The organism is Pseudoalteromonas sp. M8 (assembly GCF_018141365.1).
In the GTDB taxonomy this organism is placed as follows: domain Bacteria; phylum Pseudomonadota; class Gammaproteobacteria; order Enterobacterales; family Alteromonadaceae; genus Pseudoalteromonas.
In genome coordinates, this window is the sequence record NZ_CP047240.1 from 3145987 (window position 1) to 3166330 (window position 20344).

A 20344-nucleotide genomic window follows, 5' to 3' on the forward strand; every position below is an offset into this window, starting at 1 on the left:
TGGTTCCTAGTTTAGAGTAACAGGCTCAGCACGACTTTGAGCCAATGAGAGTGGTGTTGATGGCGTAGCCACCAACATGACAAATGCGGCGTTTGCGTATGGGAGCGAAAGCGCCTCTGCAGATTGAAAATTCACAGCCGTTGCTCCTAACTTTTCACGCTTAAATGACTTGGGTAATGGCACGCCAGCCTCACCACTCCAATAGTCACCATTTTTAATGTGTGGGAAAAAATCACTTGCGATATGGGGTTGTCCGGGACTATTTGGCGTTTGAATTAAAGAGCGTAGCTCATCAGGTGTAGGTAAGCGCCATTCGGCACTACCACATAAAGAAGCTTGGTTGGTTTTACGGATCAGATCTTGGCTATCGCAGTGGGATGCTTCGAAATAACAATCACCTTGATCAGCATGACCAAATTGACCGTCATACCAAGAGTAACTCCAATAGCCATCGTGGATAGACTCATCATCTCGTTTTACTTCCCAGAGCAGATTAAGCTTTTTGTCATAGACACAATGCCAAGGACCCTGCCAGACAGACAAAAACTGCATGTCATTAGTGACTTTAATAAAGCGTGCATGAGTTGGAATTTCTCGCTCAGAGGGGCTGAATAACAAGTAGCTAATCGCCACAGCGGCAATCGCTAAACTAAGTATTAAACGTGAGGCTACGGTCATAGCATATACCTCAATTGAATCGCTCTGTGGTGACGAGTATGCGCGATTTGTGCGTGATCAAATGCCGAAACCCACATGCAAACACCAGAGCGCAGTTCAACATCAAGGGGAGAATGCGTTTGGTGTTTACGTACCAGCTCTAGCGTCCAATAGCCATCGTGCCACTCTCCCCTAGCTCTAACATCGGCTCTATCTCCCTCAAAACGATTTGAACGGTACAACACGGACGGGAGCTGTTCGCCAATTTTCGCCATGTCTCGTTGTGGGTTGTAGGTTTCGCTGGCAAACCAGTCAAGGACTTTGCGCTCAGTGGTATCCGGCGATGGAATTGGCATTCGCTTTGGCGTAACCTCAGTTGGTGAATACCAGCGCCAGTTCATCACATAAGCACCGCTTTCTTTGCCATCAGGTTGATACCCTGCGGTGTAGCGTCTTTGCCCAAGAGCAACGCTTTGAGGCGGCCCAAAAAAATTATCATCGGCCAAGTACATGTCATTGGTTCTCAGCGCTTTCCAGTGCCATAAGTCTCGCGTGCGGCCGTCCGTACTTGCGTGATAGCCCTTGCCATGCCAGTTACGGGGCTTGTCTGTAAGCGGCGCATCGCCGTATTGAACGGTGCCATCACCTCCTAGTTCACAGGTTGTCGATAACATGATGGCAAACTTATCTTCGTAATAAGTGCGCTCGTCAAAGCGATAAAAGCCATTTTCTTGTACTTGCCAACCGTCCGAGGTTTTTTCCAGCGGCAGATGCTCTAGGCTTTCGGTCGGATCTTGCCAGCGGATCAGAAAGAAGGTTTCATCATGGTTGCTCAACGCTTTTATTTCGACCTCACTACTCCCATCCAAGAAGTTTGCACCACCAAATGTAGTTAACTTAATAGGCTTAGCACGCAACCATTCAGGCTCGTCTCCTTTACCGTCTATTTCAAGGTGACTTTGCCTTGATAGCGGCGCAACTTCTAACCGTAAATGCTGATCTGCAACAATAAGCTTTATGCCAAGGCCGCAAAAATACACCAGAGCAATACTGCAACTGAGCAAAATAAGCGCATTTCGGGGCAATAACACGCTCAGTACTTGCTTGCCCTTAAACACCGTGTGCTTTATGCCATGTAACACCAAATACAAAAAAATGCCTGTCGCTGATAACCCATGAATGACTAAACTTAGACTCTCTGGATTGAGCCAAAGTAACCATCCTGTGGCTATACTCAGCACAATAACAAGATACCCAATGTAGTTAACAGCTTTATCAAACTTGCTTGGTGCACCACGAAACGGTGCGCGAATGGTTGCCAAAGTAAAAACAATCGCAATCAAGGTGAGTAAGCAACCAAATAACACATGCATTGACAGCAACGCGCCTTGTGGAAGCAAAGGCGAAAGAAACGCCAGAAAATCATGATTGATAATGCCTAAACGAGGACCTGTCAGTAACCCAACCAAGATAACTATTACCGCCATAACATGAAAAATGGCAAAACTACTTCGACGCACAACCGCTCCCAAACAAATAAAGTAAATTTAGTGTAAACAAATAAATTTACATAAATATTTCATATTTGGAAAGATGAGACTTTCTCATCTTGTGAATCAGCGGCAAGTGTAATGCCGTGTAACTTGATTGTTAATTAGTTTGTACTAAGGTAGTTGGTACTTCCACCGTCACGGACAGTTCAACATGAACAATAGACTAGTAATAAAATATGTAAGTGCAGCAGTGGCTTGCACATTGTTTCTCGCAAGTTGTAGCTCACCAAGTAAAAAACCTTCAGTGCCAAAAGAAACGCTCGACCCAGTTGCAGAATCTGGTCAAGTGCCTGAGCGAGTTTGGCTCAATCAAGGATGGTCAGATAAACTTCGGCAAGACTTTTGGTTCACAGGCCAAGGGTCACAAATCATTCCCTATACTTGGTTTACTTGGTTAGAGCAACCTAACAGTAAAAAGCTCTTTCGCGATAGCGAACATATGGAAATGCTGCGCTACCTGCCCAGTAAAACCGCCGCCAATAACCCTTCAGGCTTGCCCATCGGTTTTGCCGTGCATAACAATCAAACTACGGGACAAGCTTGGGTCGGAATGACCTGTGCCGCATGTCACACTAACCAAATTGACTATAACGGCACAAAAATCTTGATAGAAGGTGCGCCCACCCTCGCCAACTTTGTACTCTTCTTTAGCCGCCTAAATGCCGCGTTAGAAGCGACCCTTAACGATAATCAAAAGTTTAGCCGTTTCGCGATGCGCGTATTAAAAGAAGGGGCATCGCAAGAATTGATTGATGATTTACGAGACGATCTCAAGCATGTGGCGCTTGCAACCGCCGAGCGACAAACCGTTAATGACTTACCCGAAGACTATCCAGACGATTTTACCAGCTATGCTCGACTTGATGCGTTTGGCAATATTCAAAACGCCGGTACGGCATTTGCGCTTGACGACCTTAACAATAAAAATGCGCCCACCGCGCCCGTCTCCTATCCATTTTTATGGGGGACGCACCAGTCAAATGTTGTGCAGTGGAATGCTTCCGCACCCAATATTCCTGTGGTCGGCCCATTAGTACGCAACATTGGTGAAGTTGTCGGTGTGTTTGGTTCGTTATCCATTGAAGAAGCACCGGTTTGGCAGCGCGTTTGGGGGAAACATGCTCGATATAGCTCAACGGTAGACTTACATGCGTTAGGGCAACTAGAAGCGTGGGTAAAAACACTTCTGCCACCAGCTTGGCCTGAGCAATACCTTCCAGGGATTGACACCAATAAGGCGGCACAAGGAAAAATGCTATTCCAAGCAAATTGTGCTAGCTGCCATCAATTAATTGACCAGAAAAATCTACTTAAAGATTACGAAGCGGTAAAAGTACCGGTAAAAGAGATTGGTACCGATCCGACTATGTCTAATAACGCAAGCTGCCACATGGCAAAAACACTGTTCTTGGAAGGCACAAAAACCGACATTATCGCGGGAGACAAATTCCAAGCGGTGGATAGCGCTATCGATATCCCAGTAAACGGGGTTGTGGGTCTAGTGCTAAAAGATCCCATCAAAGCAATCGAAGCGGGCTTAATAGCAGAGCGCACCGGGCCAGATGGTAAGAAAACCACCGTGAAAAAATCCATTGAAGAGCGCCTCAAAGTCTATTTGGCAAATAGACAACAGTTAACCCCCAATACTAACGAAGACTGTGTGGATGGTTTTTACGATGCGGGTGTCTACAAAGCAAGGCCGTTAAATGGAATTTGGGCAACCGCGCCTTATTTACATAATGGCTCTGTGCCAAACCTATGGTCACTACTACAATCACCAGAGTTGCGCCCAGATACCTTCTGGGTTGGCAGTCGTGAATTCGATCCTATCAACGTTGGTTATATTACTCATCAAGGCATGAACGAGTTCAAAGTGAACAAAGCCAGCGGTGAAGTGATGCCGGGCAATGATAATAGCGGTCACGTTTACGGCACAACCTTGAGTGACAATGAAAAATGGCAAATCGTTGAGTTTTTGAAAACGCTATAAACGCCGTTTAGCGCTAAAAACAAAGGGCCGAAAACAGGCCCTTTGACTTATAACCGAAAAGGTTATTTAAAATGACTCGTGCAACACCACCAGCGCACTTAACTTGCTTGCGCCAAACGTCATCATTTTTTCAAAATCCGACCTTGCGATTGGTACTTGCTGGCAGTCGATAGGGTTTTGGTCGTCCTCAACATCAGGGTCATTAAGATATAAGCACAACTCATCCAACCCCGTAATAAGCACCCAATGCGGCGCTTTTTTACCGTTTAGCCGATAAGTGCTGATCAAAGCCAATACCGCACTGCCCTGTAACAACCATTGTTCAACCTGTTCAAGCTTTACATCGGCTTGGTGAATAGCAATATCACGATATTCACACTCTTGACGGAATTGCTCATGAACTAAGGTCATCACCTGCTTTTTCTGCGCGCTTCTCACGCCATCTAAAAATAGCGGGCCCGCCGTATTCACCATCACCTCTGCCGCAAAACCACGGCGCTCCGCAGCCAATGCCAAACCAAATGGGTGACAGCCGCCGTGACCTGAGGTCATAAAGATGGTGGTCGCTTCACGCCATATTTCAAGCTCTAAGGCCTGATCGCCCATACAGCCTGGATCTATACTCGCCATTGCCATCATTAGCGACGCCGGTCCGCAAGTGAAGTCTGTCGTTTGCTGATACCAAGGTGCCTGATGCAACACCGCCTTTTGCGACAGCTTACGCACACATTTTTGCATTCTTAGCGCGTCATCATGATCCGCGTAATAGTTTTGATACTCGCCAAATACCCGATAACCCATGCGTTTATATAAGCCGATGGCCGCGTCATTACGTTTAGCCACCTCTAAACGCATATATAACCAGCCCATTTCACCCGCTCTGGCCTCAAGCTCTGACATCAGTTGGCGTGCGATCCCTTTACCTTGATGATGAGGCGATACCGCCAATGAATAAAGCCTTGCCAGCCGCGTTCCTTGGTGCAACCAAAGCAATCCATAGCCCACAAGTTCCCCTGCTAACTTTGCAGTGAGCAGCAGACTATGTTCAAAACTGATGTAATGCTTGAGTTGGCGACGACTCAGTCTATCCGCACTAAAGCAGCTTTGCTCCAACGCATTTAGTGAATTCAAATCGTGCTGTGTCGCCTTTTCAAGCACCAACGCGGCTTGCAACATTACTTTTTACCTCTCGCTTCAAGGCGTCTTGAAAATTCAGACATCACTTGCATGTACAGCTCGTCACCGAGATATTTGTCTTCAACCCCTTGGTCAATATTCGGGTTGTCGTTTACTTCAAGCACGTAGGCTTTGCCGTTGTGCTCTTTAATATCAATACCATACAAACCATTACCCACAACTGCCGCCGCTTTTAACGCTGCGCGTAACACCGCTTTTGGCACTTCAAACGTTGGTAGCGTGTCAAACCCACCCGAGAAATTACGTTTTGACTCGTGGTTATAGATTTGCCAATGGTTACGTGCCATATGGTAACGGCATGCGTAAATTGCACGGCCATTTAATACCCCAATACGCCAATCGTAGTCCGTGTATAAGTAAGCTTGCGCCAACACAATCGCAGAGACGCTCATCAGCTCTTGTAAACGCTCGCCAAGCTCTTCTTTGGTTTTTACTTTAAATACGCCTTTTGAGAACGAACTCTCAGGCATTTTAAGCACCATAGGTAACGATAACTCAGCAATGAGTTTATCGATTACTTGTTCATTACACTGACTCACAAATCGCGTTTCTAAACTTGGCACCTTCTTGTAATTAAAGGCATCATGCAAAAACACCTTATTACAACAGCGTAGGATCGAGCTTGGGTCATCAATTACCACTAAATCTTTTTGCTCTGCTTCTTGTGCAAGGCGATAAGTATGGTGATCAATCGCTGTGGTTTCACGAATAAATAGCCCATCGTATTGGCCTAAGTTGTATAACTCAGCCGCTTCTAATGGATGTACTTTAATGCCAAGCTTTTCACCCGCTTTAACAAAGCGGCTGATCGCCCCTTTATTACTTGGCGGCAATTTTTCATCGTGGTCCACCAACATCGCAATATCCCAGCGATACTTTTTGTGGCTCTTACGCTTGTTCCACTGAGTGGCATGCACATGACCTAATACTTGAGTACAAAACTCAAGCTGCGCCACCTGTAGAGTCGAAAAGTCGCGACGCTGCACCTGCACACGCACGCCTTTATCTTGCTGCTGTAATGTCACTTTTAGTAAAGGCGCTGGAAATTGCTGAAATAAATACGCCGCCAACTTACTAAATTCAGGCTGTTGGGTTTCGCCCATACAAATGATCAGCTCAGCGTCATCGGTAATCGCGATCCCACGCTTATCAAACCAGGCTTGCGATAAAAACAACGCATTATCGCCATCACGTAAACCATTAATAACCTTTAGACTCGGAAGCACTTGGTGATTACGCGCTTCAGCAAGTAAAGAGCAGTAATAACCTTGGCTTAAATAACGGTCACAGTCACATAAATTAATCACTCGAAGTTTTGATTCACCGAGCTTTGGGTACTCTTGCAAATACGTTTCAAACGTCACTACGTTATTTGCCAAAGGCAGTACATCTGCATTTTGATCAACAACGAATAGAGTAGATAGCATCTAAATAATCCTTAAGTGGCGATGCGTTAGCACATCAGTACATGATGGTTTAGGCACCCCACGATTTAACATAGGGTTAGTGGGCAAATTCAAGGGCCCACATAAAAGTGGAGTAGTTGTAATCTTAAATATAGCACTTAGCAATTGAGTAATTTTGATTCTCAAGATAAATCTTTCTTGCTGTCGGCGGCTGGAATAAAAACCTTTATTTTCAATCAGTTAAATAAGTTAAAGGTTCGATAAATAAGATTAATGCTAACGATGAAGAAAAATTGCATTATCAGTAAAGTTTACAATACTTAATTGATCAAAAATAAAATAACAGGACTTCCTCATGCAAAGGAAAGCAAATCTTCTGGCCCGACTTCGTATCGCGTATGAAACGACTAAAAAAGAACTACTAATATTATTGTTGTTACTTGCAGTCGTTGTTGACATGCTGCCAACTGAATTATTTTTTAGAGTTGAAGTAGCCAACACCATCAAAACAGGGTTGATGTTACCTATTGCATTTATCTTGCTGGAGCTTTTGTTCAAAATATACGATGCTGTTTTGCACAATCGTAGAGAAGTAAAAATAATTAAATCCAATGACTTGTTAGGAGACATTGGTCGACTATGTGAATCTGAACGAGAAATAAATATCAAATATATCGGTGTCGCAGGAAGACATGGCTGGAGTACTGTAATTGCCAGATTTTTAGATCCAAGCTCAGAGATGTGTCTGTTGAGTAAAAAGCAAATAGTCATAGAGATAGCTTTATTAGCGCCGCAACAAGTCGGCTCAATCGATGGTGGTACGGAAAGATATTCTGTAGTCCAATCAGTATTAAAGGAAATAGAATTTACCAAGCAAAGGTTGCAAGCCGAGGGAATGAAACACGTCACGATCAAAACTTACCTTTATGAACATACTCCTAATTTTCTTGGTTTTTTGGTTAATGACAATTATTTATTCACTTCCTTAACCTATTGGGAATATGTTGGCACCGGAGAGAAGTACCTTAGAGGTGGCGGCACTGATTACATTGTTTATGATAAGAACGATGGATTCGGAGGAGCTTATTATCTCAAACGTTTTGAAAGCTGGTTTTGTCATTGCGTAGAAAGTACGCATCAAGAATCATATTGCTCTGAAGAAGCAAAGCATAAAAAGGACTAGTGGTTTAACATGATTAAAGAAGAATAATCACTACTATTCGACTTTCAACATAACGTTGCCGGTAAATTTAGGTTTAAAAAGAGAGCGAACAGATAATACCCATCCCATATTTTCACCGATACAGGGAAGGCACTTCAAAGTTGAAGCTGTCATCTTTTGAATACACAAACTTTAGGTGGGTGTCAACACAAACTAGAACTAGCACAAACTGAAAACTGAAGTGGAATCCCACCCTGTCGGCTACATACCTGAAAATAATTATTATGATTGGCAAATCTAGTTGTTATTGCTCTATAACAAACACAACTAACACTATGATATAATGTGATAAATTTTATTTTATTGATTTTTGTTCTTGTGAATTTTTATGGTAGTTTTATCAAGTCGCATCTTAGGACTCGTACACAGCGAGTCCCCGACTGGAATTGACTAGATTAATGTAAATGGCTCTATACTCGCGGAAGAAAAATATAATGTGAAAGCTTGCAGTCGCAGAAATAACACAAAAAATAAGAGTAAGATTAACAAAGTAGCAAATGCAAGCATATAAACAAAAAGTAAAGTGACATTTTAAGCTGGTACCATGTAAGAGCATGGGGCTTTAATTGAGTGGTTGTTAGAACCCATTTATAGCCTAAAAGGAAGAGTGAGTTAATACCTTACTTAGAAGAACCGAAATAAAAAGATTTTTCTATTTAGGCAATATCGAACAGCCTTGTTAGAAAATAAAACGGCTGACTTTAGTCAACTTTAGCGAGATAGCTAAAGCCAGCCTAATTAACAGCTCATTATCATGAGATATTGAGCAAACTAATCACCCGACACTCTTTTCTAAAAAGAAAGCAAGGCCGGATAAACGGAGTATAACATTATGTGTGAATTAAAAGCAAATGAAATTAAACAAATAAATGGTGGTAGTAGGCTTGTTAAACTGTTACGTTGGTTAGCTCTTGAATCGGACGGCGGAGCAGGAGGAGATAGGTATGGTGCCGGAGGGTGGAGACCTTAATTTTAGTTAATTAATCTTAATAACAGTGATCGCTCCACAATCTTAATTGAATAGTTAAACTTAACTAACTGGAGCGATTTTAAAAATATTTAATGTTATAAATTACCTTAACACCTTATAAGTTTATAGGTGCCTGTAAAGTTTCAACCGCCTCTTATTTAGTTGTTAAAAACACATCTATTATACTATATAATTTCAAATTTCATTCGTCCATTTAATCGAATTTGTAACTTTTAGATATATAAAAATGCTGGTTGATTTAACTATTTCAGGCTTGAAATAGAGGGGCTATTGTGGTTGAAGGCGTGTATCATGAGAAATCTAACTTAGATTTCTCTATATTTGGGTGGTGTATCGCATTAAGTTTTGCACCTTCTGTACTATTTAGTTTTATTGTATCTGTTATCTTAGCTATAAATGGACTGAACATTTATGAAACAAAAGATCCTCAGATAGAGGTGATGATAGCGCTTTGGACATCGATTTTATCTCCAATATTATTTTTTCCATTACTAATATATGCCGCTGGCTGTAAAAGCATTCACGAAACATTATCCTATTTAAAATTTAACAAAGTAAAGTCAACTTATATTTTATATGTGATAATTTTTACAGCGCTTTTGGAATTTTCTTTTGATGTTTTTTTCAGTTTCAATAATATTCCTATTGATGGCTTTTCACTTGAAGTTAGAGAATTCATCGACTCATATGAGAAGGCTACTTTAACTGCATTTGCTATTTGCATTATTGCCCCTATAATGGAAGAGTTTATATTTAGAGGGTGGTTATTTAAAAAGTTGATTAGTACGACGCTCGGTTCTGTTGGAGCTGTAGGGATTCCTAGTATTTTATTTACACTATTTCATTTCCAAAACCAACAGATATTGCCGCTCATAGTCCTTTTAATTTATAGCCTTATTTTAGGGTTCATTAGACTTAAAACCGAAAATATCAATTATAGTATTGTTGCTCATATGACTTCGAATAGTTACGTTCTTTTTTCACCAATATGGTTCGTTTAATGGAATCGATGATCAAGAGAAATCGATTAGGAAATCGATGACATCCACAGGAATCGATCACAGGAATCGATGACAGGAATCGATGACACCCACTACTATTTGTATCAACGCTGAATAAACTTAGGTAAAAAGGTATAAAATTACTTCAATCACTTTGGTCAAAAACGTTTATAGATAGGCTAATTTTTAGCGCCCAAGCGTATCTCTACATCAAAACCGAGTTATCGTGCACGACAAAGCGCTGTAAATACAGAAATAAGAAATTCTAGCGTTGAGAATGTGAGTTTTGCTAAGCCAACAAACGCTCGCAGTTTGTTAGGTTTGTCCGCCGTCTTTTTTGCAGTGTTTCACAGTAAGCGGTTATTGTCCGTTCTCGACCAACAGCACCGTGGAATACCCGAGAAAACTGCGTAGTGAGTTTTATCCAGTTCTCAGGTTCTATATTGAGTCGAGTAAGAATCGGTTGTGCTTCATTGATATACCCGCGTTTATCGACTCGAATGCATTTGCCCGTGAGCTCAACTAATTCAATATAGGACTTGAGTTCAAAAGGTAGGCCTTTAGGCATATGTTTTCGCGGGCTACCAGCAAAGCGTAGTAGGCTTTTTGGTTGTTTGCCCAGCTTAGCGTGGTCGATGCGCTTTTTGATGCTGGTGTAGTCTGAGGTTTCAGGCGTTGCGGCGATTTTGGCTCTAATGGGGTTTAGGTCTACATATGCCAAACAAGCAGCCAGTGCTGCCTCGTCCAGTAATGCTTGGGATTTGAATCGTCCTTCCCAAAAACGGCCTGTACAATTATCTTCTTTATTTGCTCGGCGGGCGATGTCTTCGTTAAGCACTCGCATAAACCAGCTAATATCTGCGAGCCTTTCCCTGTACTTGGCGACATGCTCATCGAATATCAATTGTTCCGATTCATTGAGTGGTTCTCCCTCAACGAGCTTATGGGTTATCCAATTGCCTTTAAACAGCTTGTGCCACCGTATCACAATCGCTTTATCCGACAGACACTTAGCCTTTTTATCATCAACATATAAAACAATGTGGGTGTGATTACTCATCACGGCATAAGCACAGATATCAATGCAAAACACGGAGCCCAGCATCAGGAGCTTTTCTTCAACCCAATCACGGCGGTGCTCATATGATTTTCCAGTAAATCTATCTTCACCGCATAAAAAGGCGCGCCTTACACAGCGGGAGATACAGTGGTAGTATTTGGTGTCGGTTAAACTGATTTGTTTTTTACGGGCAGTAGCCATAGTTTGGTTTCCTCAATCCTTTGAGTGCAGAGTTAAAGCGTAGGCGGTATCTTAGGAAGGTGCAAATTAGTAGTGGGTGTCAGCGATTTATTTTACGCTGTTGAGCGTCATGTAGCTAAATTGTAGACTGTCGTGCCACTGTCGGGTGTATTTCGTAGCCGCCAATAGTGTTTTTAAGTTAAGTTTTCCTCACAGATGGAGAGGATATTTTATGATAGTTAAAAAATTACGAGAGAAACGGAATTGGTCTCAGGAGCAACTTGCAATGATGTCTGGTTTAAGTACCAGAACAATTCAACGAATTGAAAGCGGCAACAGAGCAAGTCTTGAATCTCTAAAATCACTCGCCTCTGTTTTTGAAATAGATATTTCTAAATTAAAAGAGGAAATTATAGTGATAGACAAAAATTCAGAGTTATGGAAATCAGAATCACTTTTTATACGATGGTTTTTCTGGGGTGTAAAAGCAAGAAAGCAGGTGTTAAGTATGGAGTTTCTGTGCTTATCTCTTGGTTTCTTAACTTGGGTTGTAAAACCTGATATCTTTGCCACACCTGCATTTTTTTTAATGGCATATGTTTTTTCGACAATGAAGTATTATATTGATCGAAAAAAGCATTGGTAAATTAGCTAGATAATACGAGACTATAGCCTCAATAACTGATTTTATGCTTTTTCGGTTGCGACATAAAACGAATTGATTATGAACAGGGCTAAAAGATGACACCTATCACTACATTTCAGTATTAAAACTTAAGTGGCATTTTTAGAATACGTCAATATGTAGGTGGGTGTCAGCACAAACTGTATTTGAATACACAAACTTTAGGTGGGTGTCAGCACAAACTTATAAGCACAAACTTATTTATAAAACGTACTTTGGCCGATGCCATGTTTACGGCAGATTCCTGGTACAGGAATACCTGACTCAGCTTCCTTGATCATGCTGACAATTTGGGTTTCGGTGAACTTGCTTTTTCTCATAGTAAATTTTCCTATTTTAGTTAATGGAAAATTCTACTTATGAACTGTTTCATTTTTTGGGGGAGTTACAATTCAATAAATTAAATTGATTTCAGGGGCGACTAGTTACCAAAGTATGCTCTTACCCTGTTCTATAGGAAATGCCACCTTAGTTAACTTTAAATTATGATTTTAACTAAAATGGCAAATGTCAACTAAATTTTAGTCTTTTTATTAATTGTTATTCCCAACCTCCTGCACCGCATAACTCTTGACCTTTCTTTGCTGCACAACTTTTCGTGCACACTTCCTTACCAGAACCATTAACATTTCTTAGTAAAGCTTCTTCAACAAGTTCAATTTTAGAAGCAATTTTATCTTCTTGGGTTTTCTTTTCTTCTACGTTGACGTCTTTTTTCATTGTTAAATCTCCTTTTGTTTTGTGTTTAATTTTATGGTTACAATCTATTTACGTACTTTTTTGGTAATTCAAAGTAAAAATCTTTAAAGGTTTCTTCCCCTAATTTTTTGTATACATACGTGTATACTTTTCTTCTTTCTTCAATTATTTTATTCCTACTATCTGAATCACTTAGGTTTTTATGTTCCGCTTTGAACTTTTCTTTATCAGACTCAGAGGTGGGACTATGATGTAAAAAGTATCCAAAATATTTTTTACAAAATGATTCATAATCTTTCGTGTAAAGTATAAAGTTGTGCCAGTATTCATCAATCATGGTTAATGGCTCATCTATGATGATATCTACATGTTCCATTTCTTTATCAAAGTTCGATTCATTGCAAAGCCATAAAAATTTTTTTAACAAACCAAAAATCCTCAAGGATTCTAAGTGGCTTAGATTGTACTTATTTTCCATTCGAATAACTAGATCATCATGTTCGTAATTTAAAATCTCATCTAGAATAGGTCTTTTAGCAGTATTTCCCATTTTAAAATTCTCAAACTAGATTAAAAGCAATCGATATTCGGTCTTCATTCGACTTATTTGGTGTAACCATGTGAAGAGTGTCAGAAGAAAAGAGTATCATTTGGTTTTGCTTTGGTTTATGGAAGTATCTATCAACGATGTTTTTTTCATTTATAAAAAATAATATTAAATCACCACCAGAATCCATCTTAGACTCTTCAATATTGAGATAAAGAACTCCAGACCATCCTGGTTTAGCATTCTCATTTTTAGAATCTAAATGATTGTGAGGAGAATTCCAATCACCACTTTTGTTTATGTTTGCCCACATTTGTTTTAATTCAAGTGTATGATTAACTTTTTTCTTATTCTTTAATATGAAATTTGATATCTCAGATATTTCTTTCGATATACTCATGAATGCTTTGTTTTTTGAAAGATGAAGTTTGTATTCAGAGTGCCAACCACCTTGGTTACTTCTTTCTATTAATAATCCAATTTCTTTTTCTTTATATATTTCATCAATTAAATAATCAAAGTTTGTATCAAAATTTACCTGTGCATTAATAAACATTTCTATCAATAGTTAAGTAGGAATTCAACTAATAAATTTGTACCTCTTATCTGAGTCGCTGTCAATAAAAATATAATAATACAGTTTGTGCTGACACCCACCTAAAGTTTGTGTATTCAAAAGACAGGGTGGGATTCCACTTTGCTTATAGATTAACCAAAGAGTAACTCCGTCCTAAAATCACCGTTCCAAGCTGCTCCTCTTCTTTTCGCTGCTAAACTGTCTTTTTTACCTTGATGTTGCCTAATTATGTTTAAGCATACCCTGTTGAACAAAGCGATGTGTGCCGCCCCGTCGGGGTCTGATACCTTTAACTTATCTTCTTCGAAAACAACATCTAATACCCAGTGAAGCCGATTCTCTATGTGCCAATGTTCGCGTATTGCTTTTGCCACTAACTCTGGCTCTACCGCCAATGAACTGACATAGAAGTGGGAGGTATAACTGGTTTTGTCGCCTAATTTACGACCTCTTGCAACCTCAATCACCATTTTGACATGAGGCCATTTCTCTTTGAGTTTCTGTGATAATTTAATCGGTAGCTGCATAACTAGACGACTTTCAACTCGGCTATGGGCATTACCATTGCTTTGTGCTTCTTCGTGTGAGCCCATGCTGTCATAAGTGAGCTTTAAAGTGCTCAGCGATAGCATTGTGTAAATTACGCTGATTGGCTTTGACTTGGATAATAAAGTCGCCCTTATTCTTTACAATCGTCTCCAACGTTTTCGTTTGGCAATGCAGAGCATCAAGCGTCACAATGCAACCTTTACACGCTAATATGTCAATGATATCACGGGCAATTTGACCTTCTTGGCCCTTCTTTTGCGCAGCTTGTTGATACAAGGCTAGGCCATTATCAACATCAAATGCACTAACCACATTTAGCGCATTGTACACATTGTCTTTCCAGCAACCTCTAAGTACTTTCCCATCAATCGCAATGTGTGGCTTTTGAGCTTCTTCACGACGAGAATTAATCCAATTTAACAGTGCCTTGAGTAAAGAATCTGTACTAATGCCCTGATTATATTAGTAATACAATGACGTTTTGGAATGCCATTTTCAAAAGGACGATGCTGCCTTAACCAATCCAGTTGCAACTCACCAAATTCTTGAATTGATTTCCATCCATCAGCGCCACTAAGCACGGCACTCAAAGTTAAAAACAAGACGTCGACAAGATTATGTTTGATATTTACATCGGTTCTAGGATCTTCAATCCACTCTAAGTGCGTGATGATGCTCATTGTAACGGCCTAAAAAATTGCGATGCGCAATCAGATCATAAAACCCCAATACTCGTCAATTTAAAGTTCGATCCCGCCCTGTATTTGCACCGAAGCTGGGAATTTGACTAACAAACCAAAACTTACCTACCTTCGGTTCTTCACTTTAGCTTTGACGGTGGCTTCCCATACCATTTTAAACAAACTTTATTGAGCGCACTTTGCTCTGTAAAACCGAGTGCGTCTACAATATCGAGCAATCTGGTGTTGTCGATGAGTTGTTCAAATCTATGCTTTCGCTCTTGGTCGAGTAAGGTTCTAAAGCTGGTGTGTTGTGCTTTTAGCTTACGCTGCATCGAACGCACACTCATGTTTAATGCCTTAGCCATACTTGCTTGGTTGACTCCAGTCAGTGAGTGCTTTGCCGCCAGTAAATTGGCAACACGCGTTTTTAAATCATGATTATCACAAAGCGCTGATACGCTTTTGGCAACCGCTTGCTCAATATGTTCGTGCATTAGGCTGTCGACGGTAGCGACTGGCATGGTAAGAAAATCTAACGGAAACGACAGCGTATTTTCAGGGCAGTTTTGTGATACGGGGCAGCCAAACCAACTTTGCAAACGCTGTAATTCTAGGCCACACACGCTAAAGCTAAGCTGGAGTTGGTTAGGCGATAAAGTTGAACGCAAAAGCTGCCTTGCAGCGCTCACCCAAGCGGTCATATTACGCAAAATGGCTTGCTTACCCAGCGGGGTTTTTGGTTGCCAAGTTAACTTGGCATTGTCACTATCACTTGTGAATACGGCGAGGCCAATATCGGCGACAATTGCGTCGTAATGCAATAATGAGGCTATAGCCTGCTGCAAGTCTTTACTGGTTTCGACCAAGTAGCCAAGCGCCCCATAGTCATGCAACTGAATGGCTTTACCCAGTTCAAAACCAATTAAGGGATCGCCGCTTAACTCCTGCCCTACCTCAAGCAACCGCTCGTACTCAACGAGTGTTACACGTTCAGGCCGTGACGCTACCAGCTCAGCAAACTCGCCTTGCAGTCTCTTGTCATCGGTAAAATAATCATGAAGATAGACCCACGCACTATAAAAATATACAAACGAAGTGGAGTGCATTGCAGTTCCTTTTGTCGTATTTGGACAAATTGTTGGCGCAGTTTGGCAGGATTGTCAATGGCTAACCCGTTACGCTAGTGCATATAAAGTACCAAAGCTATGGCTAAAGAAGGAGCTATATATGATTGATGTATCGCTAATTTTACTGGCACTCAGTCCCGTCTTTTTACTTTGTGTTGCCTGGGAGTATATCAAGCACCACGAACACTATGATTGGCGAGATTCATTACTCAATGCCCTACTTGCGTTGCTACATCAAGGCAGCGACGCGTTGGCTTTACTTGTACTGATGCCGCTCTTTTACTGGCTCCATCAATTTGCCTTATTCACAATCGAATTAAATACCTTCACTTTGCTCTTTGGGTTTATCTTGCAAGATTTTTTGTATTACTGGTTTCACCGCGCATCACATTGTATTCACTGGCTTTGGAGTGCACATGTGGTCCATCACAGTTCTAACAACATGAACTTTACCACTGCATTTCGCCAAAGCTTGCTATACCCAATTGTCGGTATGTGGCTGTTCTGGCTGCCTATGATACTTCTTGGATTTACCCCGACCTTGGTATTTACCATCGTCGCAATCAACTTAGCTTTTCAATTTTTTGTTCATACACAAACGGTTAATCGATTAGGGATGGTAGAGCGAATTTTTAATACGCCTTCCCACCACAGAGTCCATCACGCCAGTAATCCTGACTATATAGATAAAAACTTTGCCGGGGTGCTGATCATTTGGGATAAGCTTTTTGGCACCTTTATCGAGGAGCGTGAAGACATACCAATTTGTTATGGAATAAGAGGTGCGGCACCAAAGCAGACCCCTTTAGATGTTAACTTTGCTCAGTGGCGTCATATGTTCCACCGCTTTTCACAAGCAAACACTTTAAAAGGCAAATGGTTGGCGCTGTTTGGTTATCCAACCCACTTACCCGACAAGCTAAAAAATACGGACTCTGCCAAATCCTAGAGCTATTTATACCGCTCGGCCTTTTCTACAAGCGCTTGGCAGTACTTTCTTAGTTTATCGCGCAGCACTCTCACACTTGGGTTGATCATTTGCTTTGACGGGCAGATCAACCACAGCGGCTTACATTCAACGCGATAGTCATTTAATATACTTTGCACCACACCTTGTTCTATTTGGTCTGCTACGTCTATCGCGGATCGCAATGAAATACCCGCTCCTTGCGCACACCAGCGCTTTACCACATCCGCATCATTACTGGTTCTACGCCCTTTAAGCACCACTTTGTAAGTTTGCTCATTTTTCGTCAGTTTCCACGTATCAAACTTACTGCCTCTGATCAAAAAGAATAGCCCTTGGTGCTCGCTTAATTCCTCGTGATCCTTTGGCGTGCCTTGTTTTTCTAAGTATTCCGTAGAGGCACAAAGCAGTAATGGCACATCACAAATTTTAAAGCCGTAGAAGCTACTGTCTTCAGGCGCACCATAGCGCAGCGCGATATCAACACCGTCACGATAAAAGTCGAGATTGTGATCATTAAGAATAAGCTTCAGGGCAAGTTTGGGGTATTCATCAAGTAATTCGTCTAGCCAAGGAAGGAGAATATTACGGCCAAAATCTGACGGAGCGGTTAACCTTAGCTCACCGTCAATTTCGTTGTCGTTATCGAGCACCTGCTTTTTGCCATCAGCCAAAAGCGCAAGTGCCTGCTCGCAAATTGGCAAATAGGTTTCACCTTGCTTTGATAGCCTTAAGCTACGCGTAGAACGCACAAAAAGTTGAAAGCCAAGGTGCTTTTCCACTCGCTTTATCGCAGCGCTCGCCGTGGCAACTTGCATATCTAACTGCGCAGCCGCCGCACTAATATTGCCAAGCTGAGCCGTTTTCATCACGACGATTAAATCTTGTGTATTCATTTTCAAAAAATTTTTGAAACTATTTAACTCATTATCATCTTTTTATTGATTATGTAAAACCCTATTATCTCTTGAAAGCAATTTTAGGAGTCTGTTATGTACACATTACGCGATGCAATTCACAATCGTTATTCCACAAAAGCCTTTGATCCTAATAAAAAAATTAGTGATTCAGATATTGAGCTACTTAAGCAAGTACTAAGGCTGAGCCCATCTAGTACCAACGTTCAGCCATGGCATTTCGTCATCGCAAGTACTGAGACAGGCAAAACTCAGGTGGCTAAAAGCACACAAGAGAATTACAAATTTAATGAAGCCAAAGTACTTAACGCATCACATGTTGTTGTATTTGCTGCAAAACAAAATATAGATGATGCACATTTAGATAAAGTGCTTGCCAAAGAAAGTGCCGACGGCCGATTTGAAAAAGGCTCTGAAGTAGAAGCACAAATGAATAATGGCCGTCGCTATTTTGTCGGCTTAAATCAAACCAGCGATGAAGCAATCAAAGCATGGACTGGCAAGCAAGTTTACTTAAATCTTGGGCAATTTTTGCTAAGCACTGCACTACTCGGTATAGACTCTGTACCCATTGAGGGTTTTGACGCTGAAATTCTCAGCAATGAACTTGGGTTAACTGAGCAAGGCTTTGATGCCCTTGCCATTGTCGCGTTGGGCTATCGAGACGAAGGTGATTTTAATGCTAAATTACCTAAATCTCGCTTTGCTATCGACGATATCATTACCGAAATCTAAGACCCAGTTTGGCACTGATAATGGCTAACTAGATAACATCAGTGCCACTCCAACTTCGGTTGGAATACCATTTCAAACACCACAATGTAAATCAATGTGAATGAAACAATAAATTCACAACTACCCGCTCCCCAGTTTTGTATTAAATTTATCCATACTTTTCAATAACATTACAGTTATTTGAAATTATTGGTAATTTTTTAATGTAAACTTTTTAGCTCTATTGTGAAAATTCTGCTTGAAACATAGAATATATTATTGTTAATTAAAAGTGAAGAGTGAATTCACCTTTAAAAATAACGAAATGACAACAAGTAAACTCAGTCCTCACAACTGGTTTTGTACCTGCCAGCCGAGAGACTGTAGCAACCTCAACAGGAAGAAATAATGAAGCTACTATCACGCACACTATCTACAGGGTTACTCGCAGCAGCCGTAACCGCATCACTGAATGCTCAAGCAATGAATAAAGACCTAGCGGTAAGCGTTGATGTCGACACAAAAAGCAATGGCGATGTTATTGCGACGCTAAACATCACCAATCAGGGTAAAGGTAACCAAAAAATCTTAAGCTGGTATACAGATCTCGAAGAAGAGCATATTTTTAAAATTACGCGTGATGGTAAAGAAGTTAATTTCTTTGGCCCTCACTACAAACGCCCAGCTCCTACCGAAGCTGACTTTATCAAGCTAAAGTCTGGCGAAACGCTCACTAAATCATTTGAGCTTTCGGGCCTTTATGATCTTAGCCAGCCAGGTAACTACGAAATTAGTTATGATGTTGAATCATTTGACCTTTTCGGTAAAAAAGAAATCCCTAGCATGACTACAAGAACGATGGGGCAGCAATCGATGATGCGTGCCGATGTAGCAGAACTCAGCTCAAATTCGGTCAATCTTTGGCTTGAAGGTGTAGCATTAAGCAAAGGTAACCTCCAAGTTAACGCAAAACCAGTCGCCGGTGCAGCAGACTGTACTGATGGCACTTGTTTTACAGGTCGTTGTAGTAACAGTGAAAAAACCAGTATTTTGTCAGCACTGAATGCTGCGGACCAAATTACTAATGACTCTGTTGCTTACTTAAATAGCCACTCAGCGAGCAACCCGTCTACGCGTTATCAAACTTGGTTTGGCGCAGCGACAAGCAGCCGCTATGCAACCGTGAAATCCAACTTCAACGCAATCAATGATGCAATCGACAACCAAGATCTCACTTTTGACTGTAGTTGTAACAAATCATACTTTGCTTATGTATACCCAAATCAACCATACAAAGTATATCTATGTCGCGCATTTTGGAGCGCAAATGAGCTAGGTACGGATTCACGCGCAGGCACGATTGTTCATGAGCTAAGTCACTTTAATGCCGTTGCAGGTACAGATGACATCGTTTATGGCCAATCTGGTGCGAAAAACTTAGCAAACTCAAATCCAAGTCAAGCAATTCAAAATGCTGACAGCCATGAATATTTTGCGGAAAACACTCCGTACCAAAACTAATCTCGACTTATTTGGTATAGATATCCCTGACAAGTATCGGGTTTAGGCAAGCGCCTAGACCCGATGCTATTCACAGCGATTTCAGCTAACATGAAATATAC

Annotated in this window: 17 protein-coding genes and 2 pseudogenes; 7 read left to right on the forward strand and 12 right to left on the reverse strand. The window is 41.1% G+C overall.

The window, feature by feature from the left end:
- Positions 1-6: 6 nt before the first annotated feature.
- Both GSF13_RS18945 and GSF13_RS18950 read right to left on the reverse strand, forming a co-directional pair.
- Positions 7-678, reverse strand: coding sequence for a DUF1566 domain-containing protein (locus GSF13_RS18945; RefSeq protein ID WP_174169930.1), 672 nt, complete (start codon positions 676-678; stop codon positions 7-9).
- Positions 675-2177 (reverse strand): ethylbenzene dehydrogenase-related protein, encoded by a 1503-nt coding sequence (locus GSF13_RS18950; protein ID WP_227386950.1) that lies wholly within the window; start codon positions 2175-2177, stop codon positions 675-677. Before GSF13_RS18950 ends, GSF13_RS18945 begins: the two co-directional genes overlap by 4 nt.
- 184 nt (positions 2178-2361) lie before the next feature.
- Here GSF13_RS18950 and GSF13_RS18955 point away from each other — a divergent pair, with 184 nt between their 5' ends.
- On the forward strand, positions 2362-4200 hold the full coding sequence (locus GSF13_RS18955; RefSeq protein WP_211866685.1) for a di-heme-cytochrome C peroxidase: 1839 nt from the start codon (positions 2362-2364) through the stop codon (positions 4198-4200).
- 66 nt (positions 4201-4266) lie between these two features.
- Here GSF13_RS18955 and GSF13_RS18960 read toward each other — a convergent pair whose 3' ends face one another.
- Together GSF13_RS18960 and GSF13_RS18965 are read right to left on the reverse strand one after the other, a co-directional pair.
- The gene (locus tag GSF13_RS18960; protein ID WP_211866686.1) at positions 4267-5376 is read right to left on the reverse strand and encodes a GNAT family N-acetyltransferase/peptidase C39 family protein; all 1110 of its coding nucleotides are present in this window, start codon (positions 5374-5376) and stop codon (positions 4267-4269) included.
- The gene (locus GSF13_RS18965; protein ID WP_010606541.1) at positions 5376-6824 is read right to left on the reverse strand and encodes a RimK family protein; all 1449 of its coding nucleotides are present in this window, start codon (positions 6822-6824) and stop codon (positions 5376-5378) included. Before GSF13_RS18965 ends, GSF13_RS18960 begins: the two co-directional genes overlap by 1 nt.
- 334 nt (positions 6825-7158) lie before the next feature.
- Here GSF13_RS18965 and GSF13_RS18970 point away from each other — a divergent pair, with 334 nt between their 5' ends.
- Together GSF13_RS18970 and GSF13_RS18975 are read left to right on the forward strand one after the other, a co-directional pair.
- Complete coding sequence (locus tag GSF13_RS18970) at positions 7159-7986, forward strand: hypothetical protein (RefSeq protein ID WP_010606540.1); 828 nt, start codon at positions 7159-7161, stop codon at positions 7984-7986.
- Positions 7987-9288: 1302 nt separating this feature from the next.
- The gene (locus GSF13_RS18975) at positions 9289-10017 is read left to right on the forward strand and encodes a type II CAAX endopeptidase family protein (protein ID WP_211866688.1); all 729 of its coding nucleotides are present in this window, start codon (positions 9289-9291) and stop codon (positions 10015-10017) included.
- Positions 10018-10306: 289 nt separating this feature from the next.
- Here the strand turns inward: GSF13_RS18975 and GSF13_RS18980 are convergent, their stop codons facing one another.
- Positions 10307-11278: a transposase gene (locus tag GSF13_RS18980; protein ID WP_211866690.1), complete on the reverse strand. Its 972-nt coding sequence runs from the start codon at positions 11276-11278 to the stop codon at positions 10307-10309.
- 211 nt (positions 11279-11489) lie between these two features.
- On the opposite strand from GSF13_RS18980, the gene GSF13_RS18985 reads away from it, so the two are divergent.
- A complete protein-coding gene (locus GSF13_RS18985) occupies positions 11490-11903 on the forward strand; it encodes a helix-turn-helix transcriptional regulator (protein ID WP_206473294.1) in 414 nt (137 codons plus the stop codon).
- Positions 11904-12142: 239 nt separating this feature from the next.
- Here the strand turns inward: GSF13_RS18985 and GSF13_RS18990 are convergent.
- The 6 genes and pseudogenes from GSF13_RS18990 to GSF13_RS19015 form a co-directional block, all read right to left on the reverse strand.
- Positions 12143-12262: pseudogene (locus GSF13_RS18990) on the reverse strand (transposase); the annotation flags it as partial.
- A 220-nt stretch (positions 12263-12482) separates the two neighbouring features.
- Positions 12483-12662, reverse strand: coding sequence for a hypothetical protein (locus GSF13_RS18995; RefSeq protein WP_206473290.1), 180 nt, complete (start codon positions 12660-12662; stop codon positions 12483-12485).
- Between the two features lie 37 nt (positions 12663-12699).
- The gene (locus GSF13_RS19000) at positions 12700-13191 is read right to left on the reverse strand and encodes a hypothetical protein (protein WP_206473288.1); all 492 of its coding nucleotides are present in this window, start codon (positions 13189-13191) and stop codon (positions 12700-12702) included.
- A 10-nt stretch (positions 13192-13201) separates the two neighbouring features.
- A complete protein-coding gene (locus GSF13_RS19005; protein ID WP_206473286.1) occupies positions 13202-13744 on the reverse strand; it encodes a putative 2OG-Fe(II) oxygenase in 543 nt (180 codons plus the stop codon).
- Positions 13745-13896: 152 nt separating this feature from the next.
- Positions 13897-14994: pseudogene (locus GSF13_RS19010) on the reverse strand (ISAs1 family transposase).
- A gap of 140 nt (positions 14995-15134) precedes the next feature.
- The gene (locus GSF13_RS19015) at positions 15135-16103 is read right to left on the reverse strand and encodes an AraC family transcriptional regulator (RefSeq protein WP_174169928.1); all 969 of its coding nucleotides are present in this window, start codon (positions 16101-16103) and stop codon (positions 15135-15137) included.
- Between the two features lie 121 nt (positions 16104-16224).
- Here GSF13_RS19015 and GSF13_RS19020 point away from each other — a divergent pair, with 121 nt between their 5' ends.
- Positions 16225-17073: a sterol desaturase family protein gene (locus GSF13_RS19020; protein WP_211866692.1), complete on the forward strand. Its 849-nt coding sequence runs from the start codon at positions 16225-16227 to the stop codon at positions 17071-17073.
- Between the two features lie 2 nt (positions 17074-17075).
- Here GSF13_RS19020 and GSF13_RS19025 read toward each other — a convergent pair whose 3' ends face one another.
- Entirely contained in the window at positions 17076-17987 is a 912-nt protein-coding gene (locus tag GSF13_RS19025; RefSeq protein WP_174169926.1) for a LysR family transcriptional regulator, read from the reverse strand.
- Between the two features lie 96 nt (positions 17988-18083).
- Here GSF13_RS19025 and nfsB point away from each other — a divergent pair, with 96 nt between their 5' ends.
- Together nfsB and GSF13_RS19035 are read left to right on the forward strand one after the other, a co-directional pair.
- Entirely contained in the window at positions 18084-18743 is a 660-nt protein-coding gene (gene nfsB / locus GSF13_RS19030) for an oxygen-insensitive NAD(P)H nitroreductase (protein ID WP_211866694.1), read from the forward strand.
- A 387-nt stretch (positions 18744-19130) separates the two neighbouring features.
- Positions 19131-20243: a M35 family metallo-endopeptidase gene (locus tag GSF13_RS19035; protein ID WP_010606245.1), complete on the forward strand. Its 1113-nt coding sequence runs from the start codon at positions 19131-19133 to the stop codon at positions 20241-20243.
- The last annotated feature ends 101 nt before the right edge of the window (positions 20244-20344 follow it).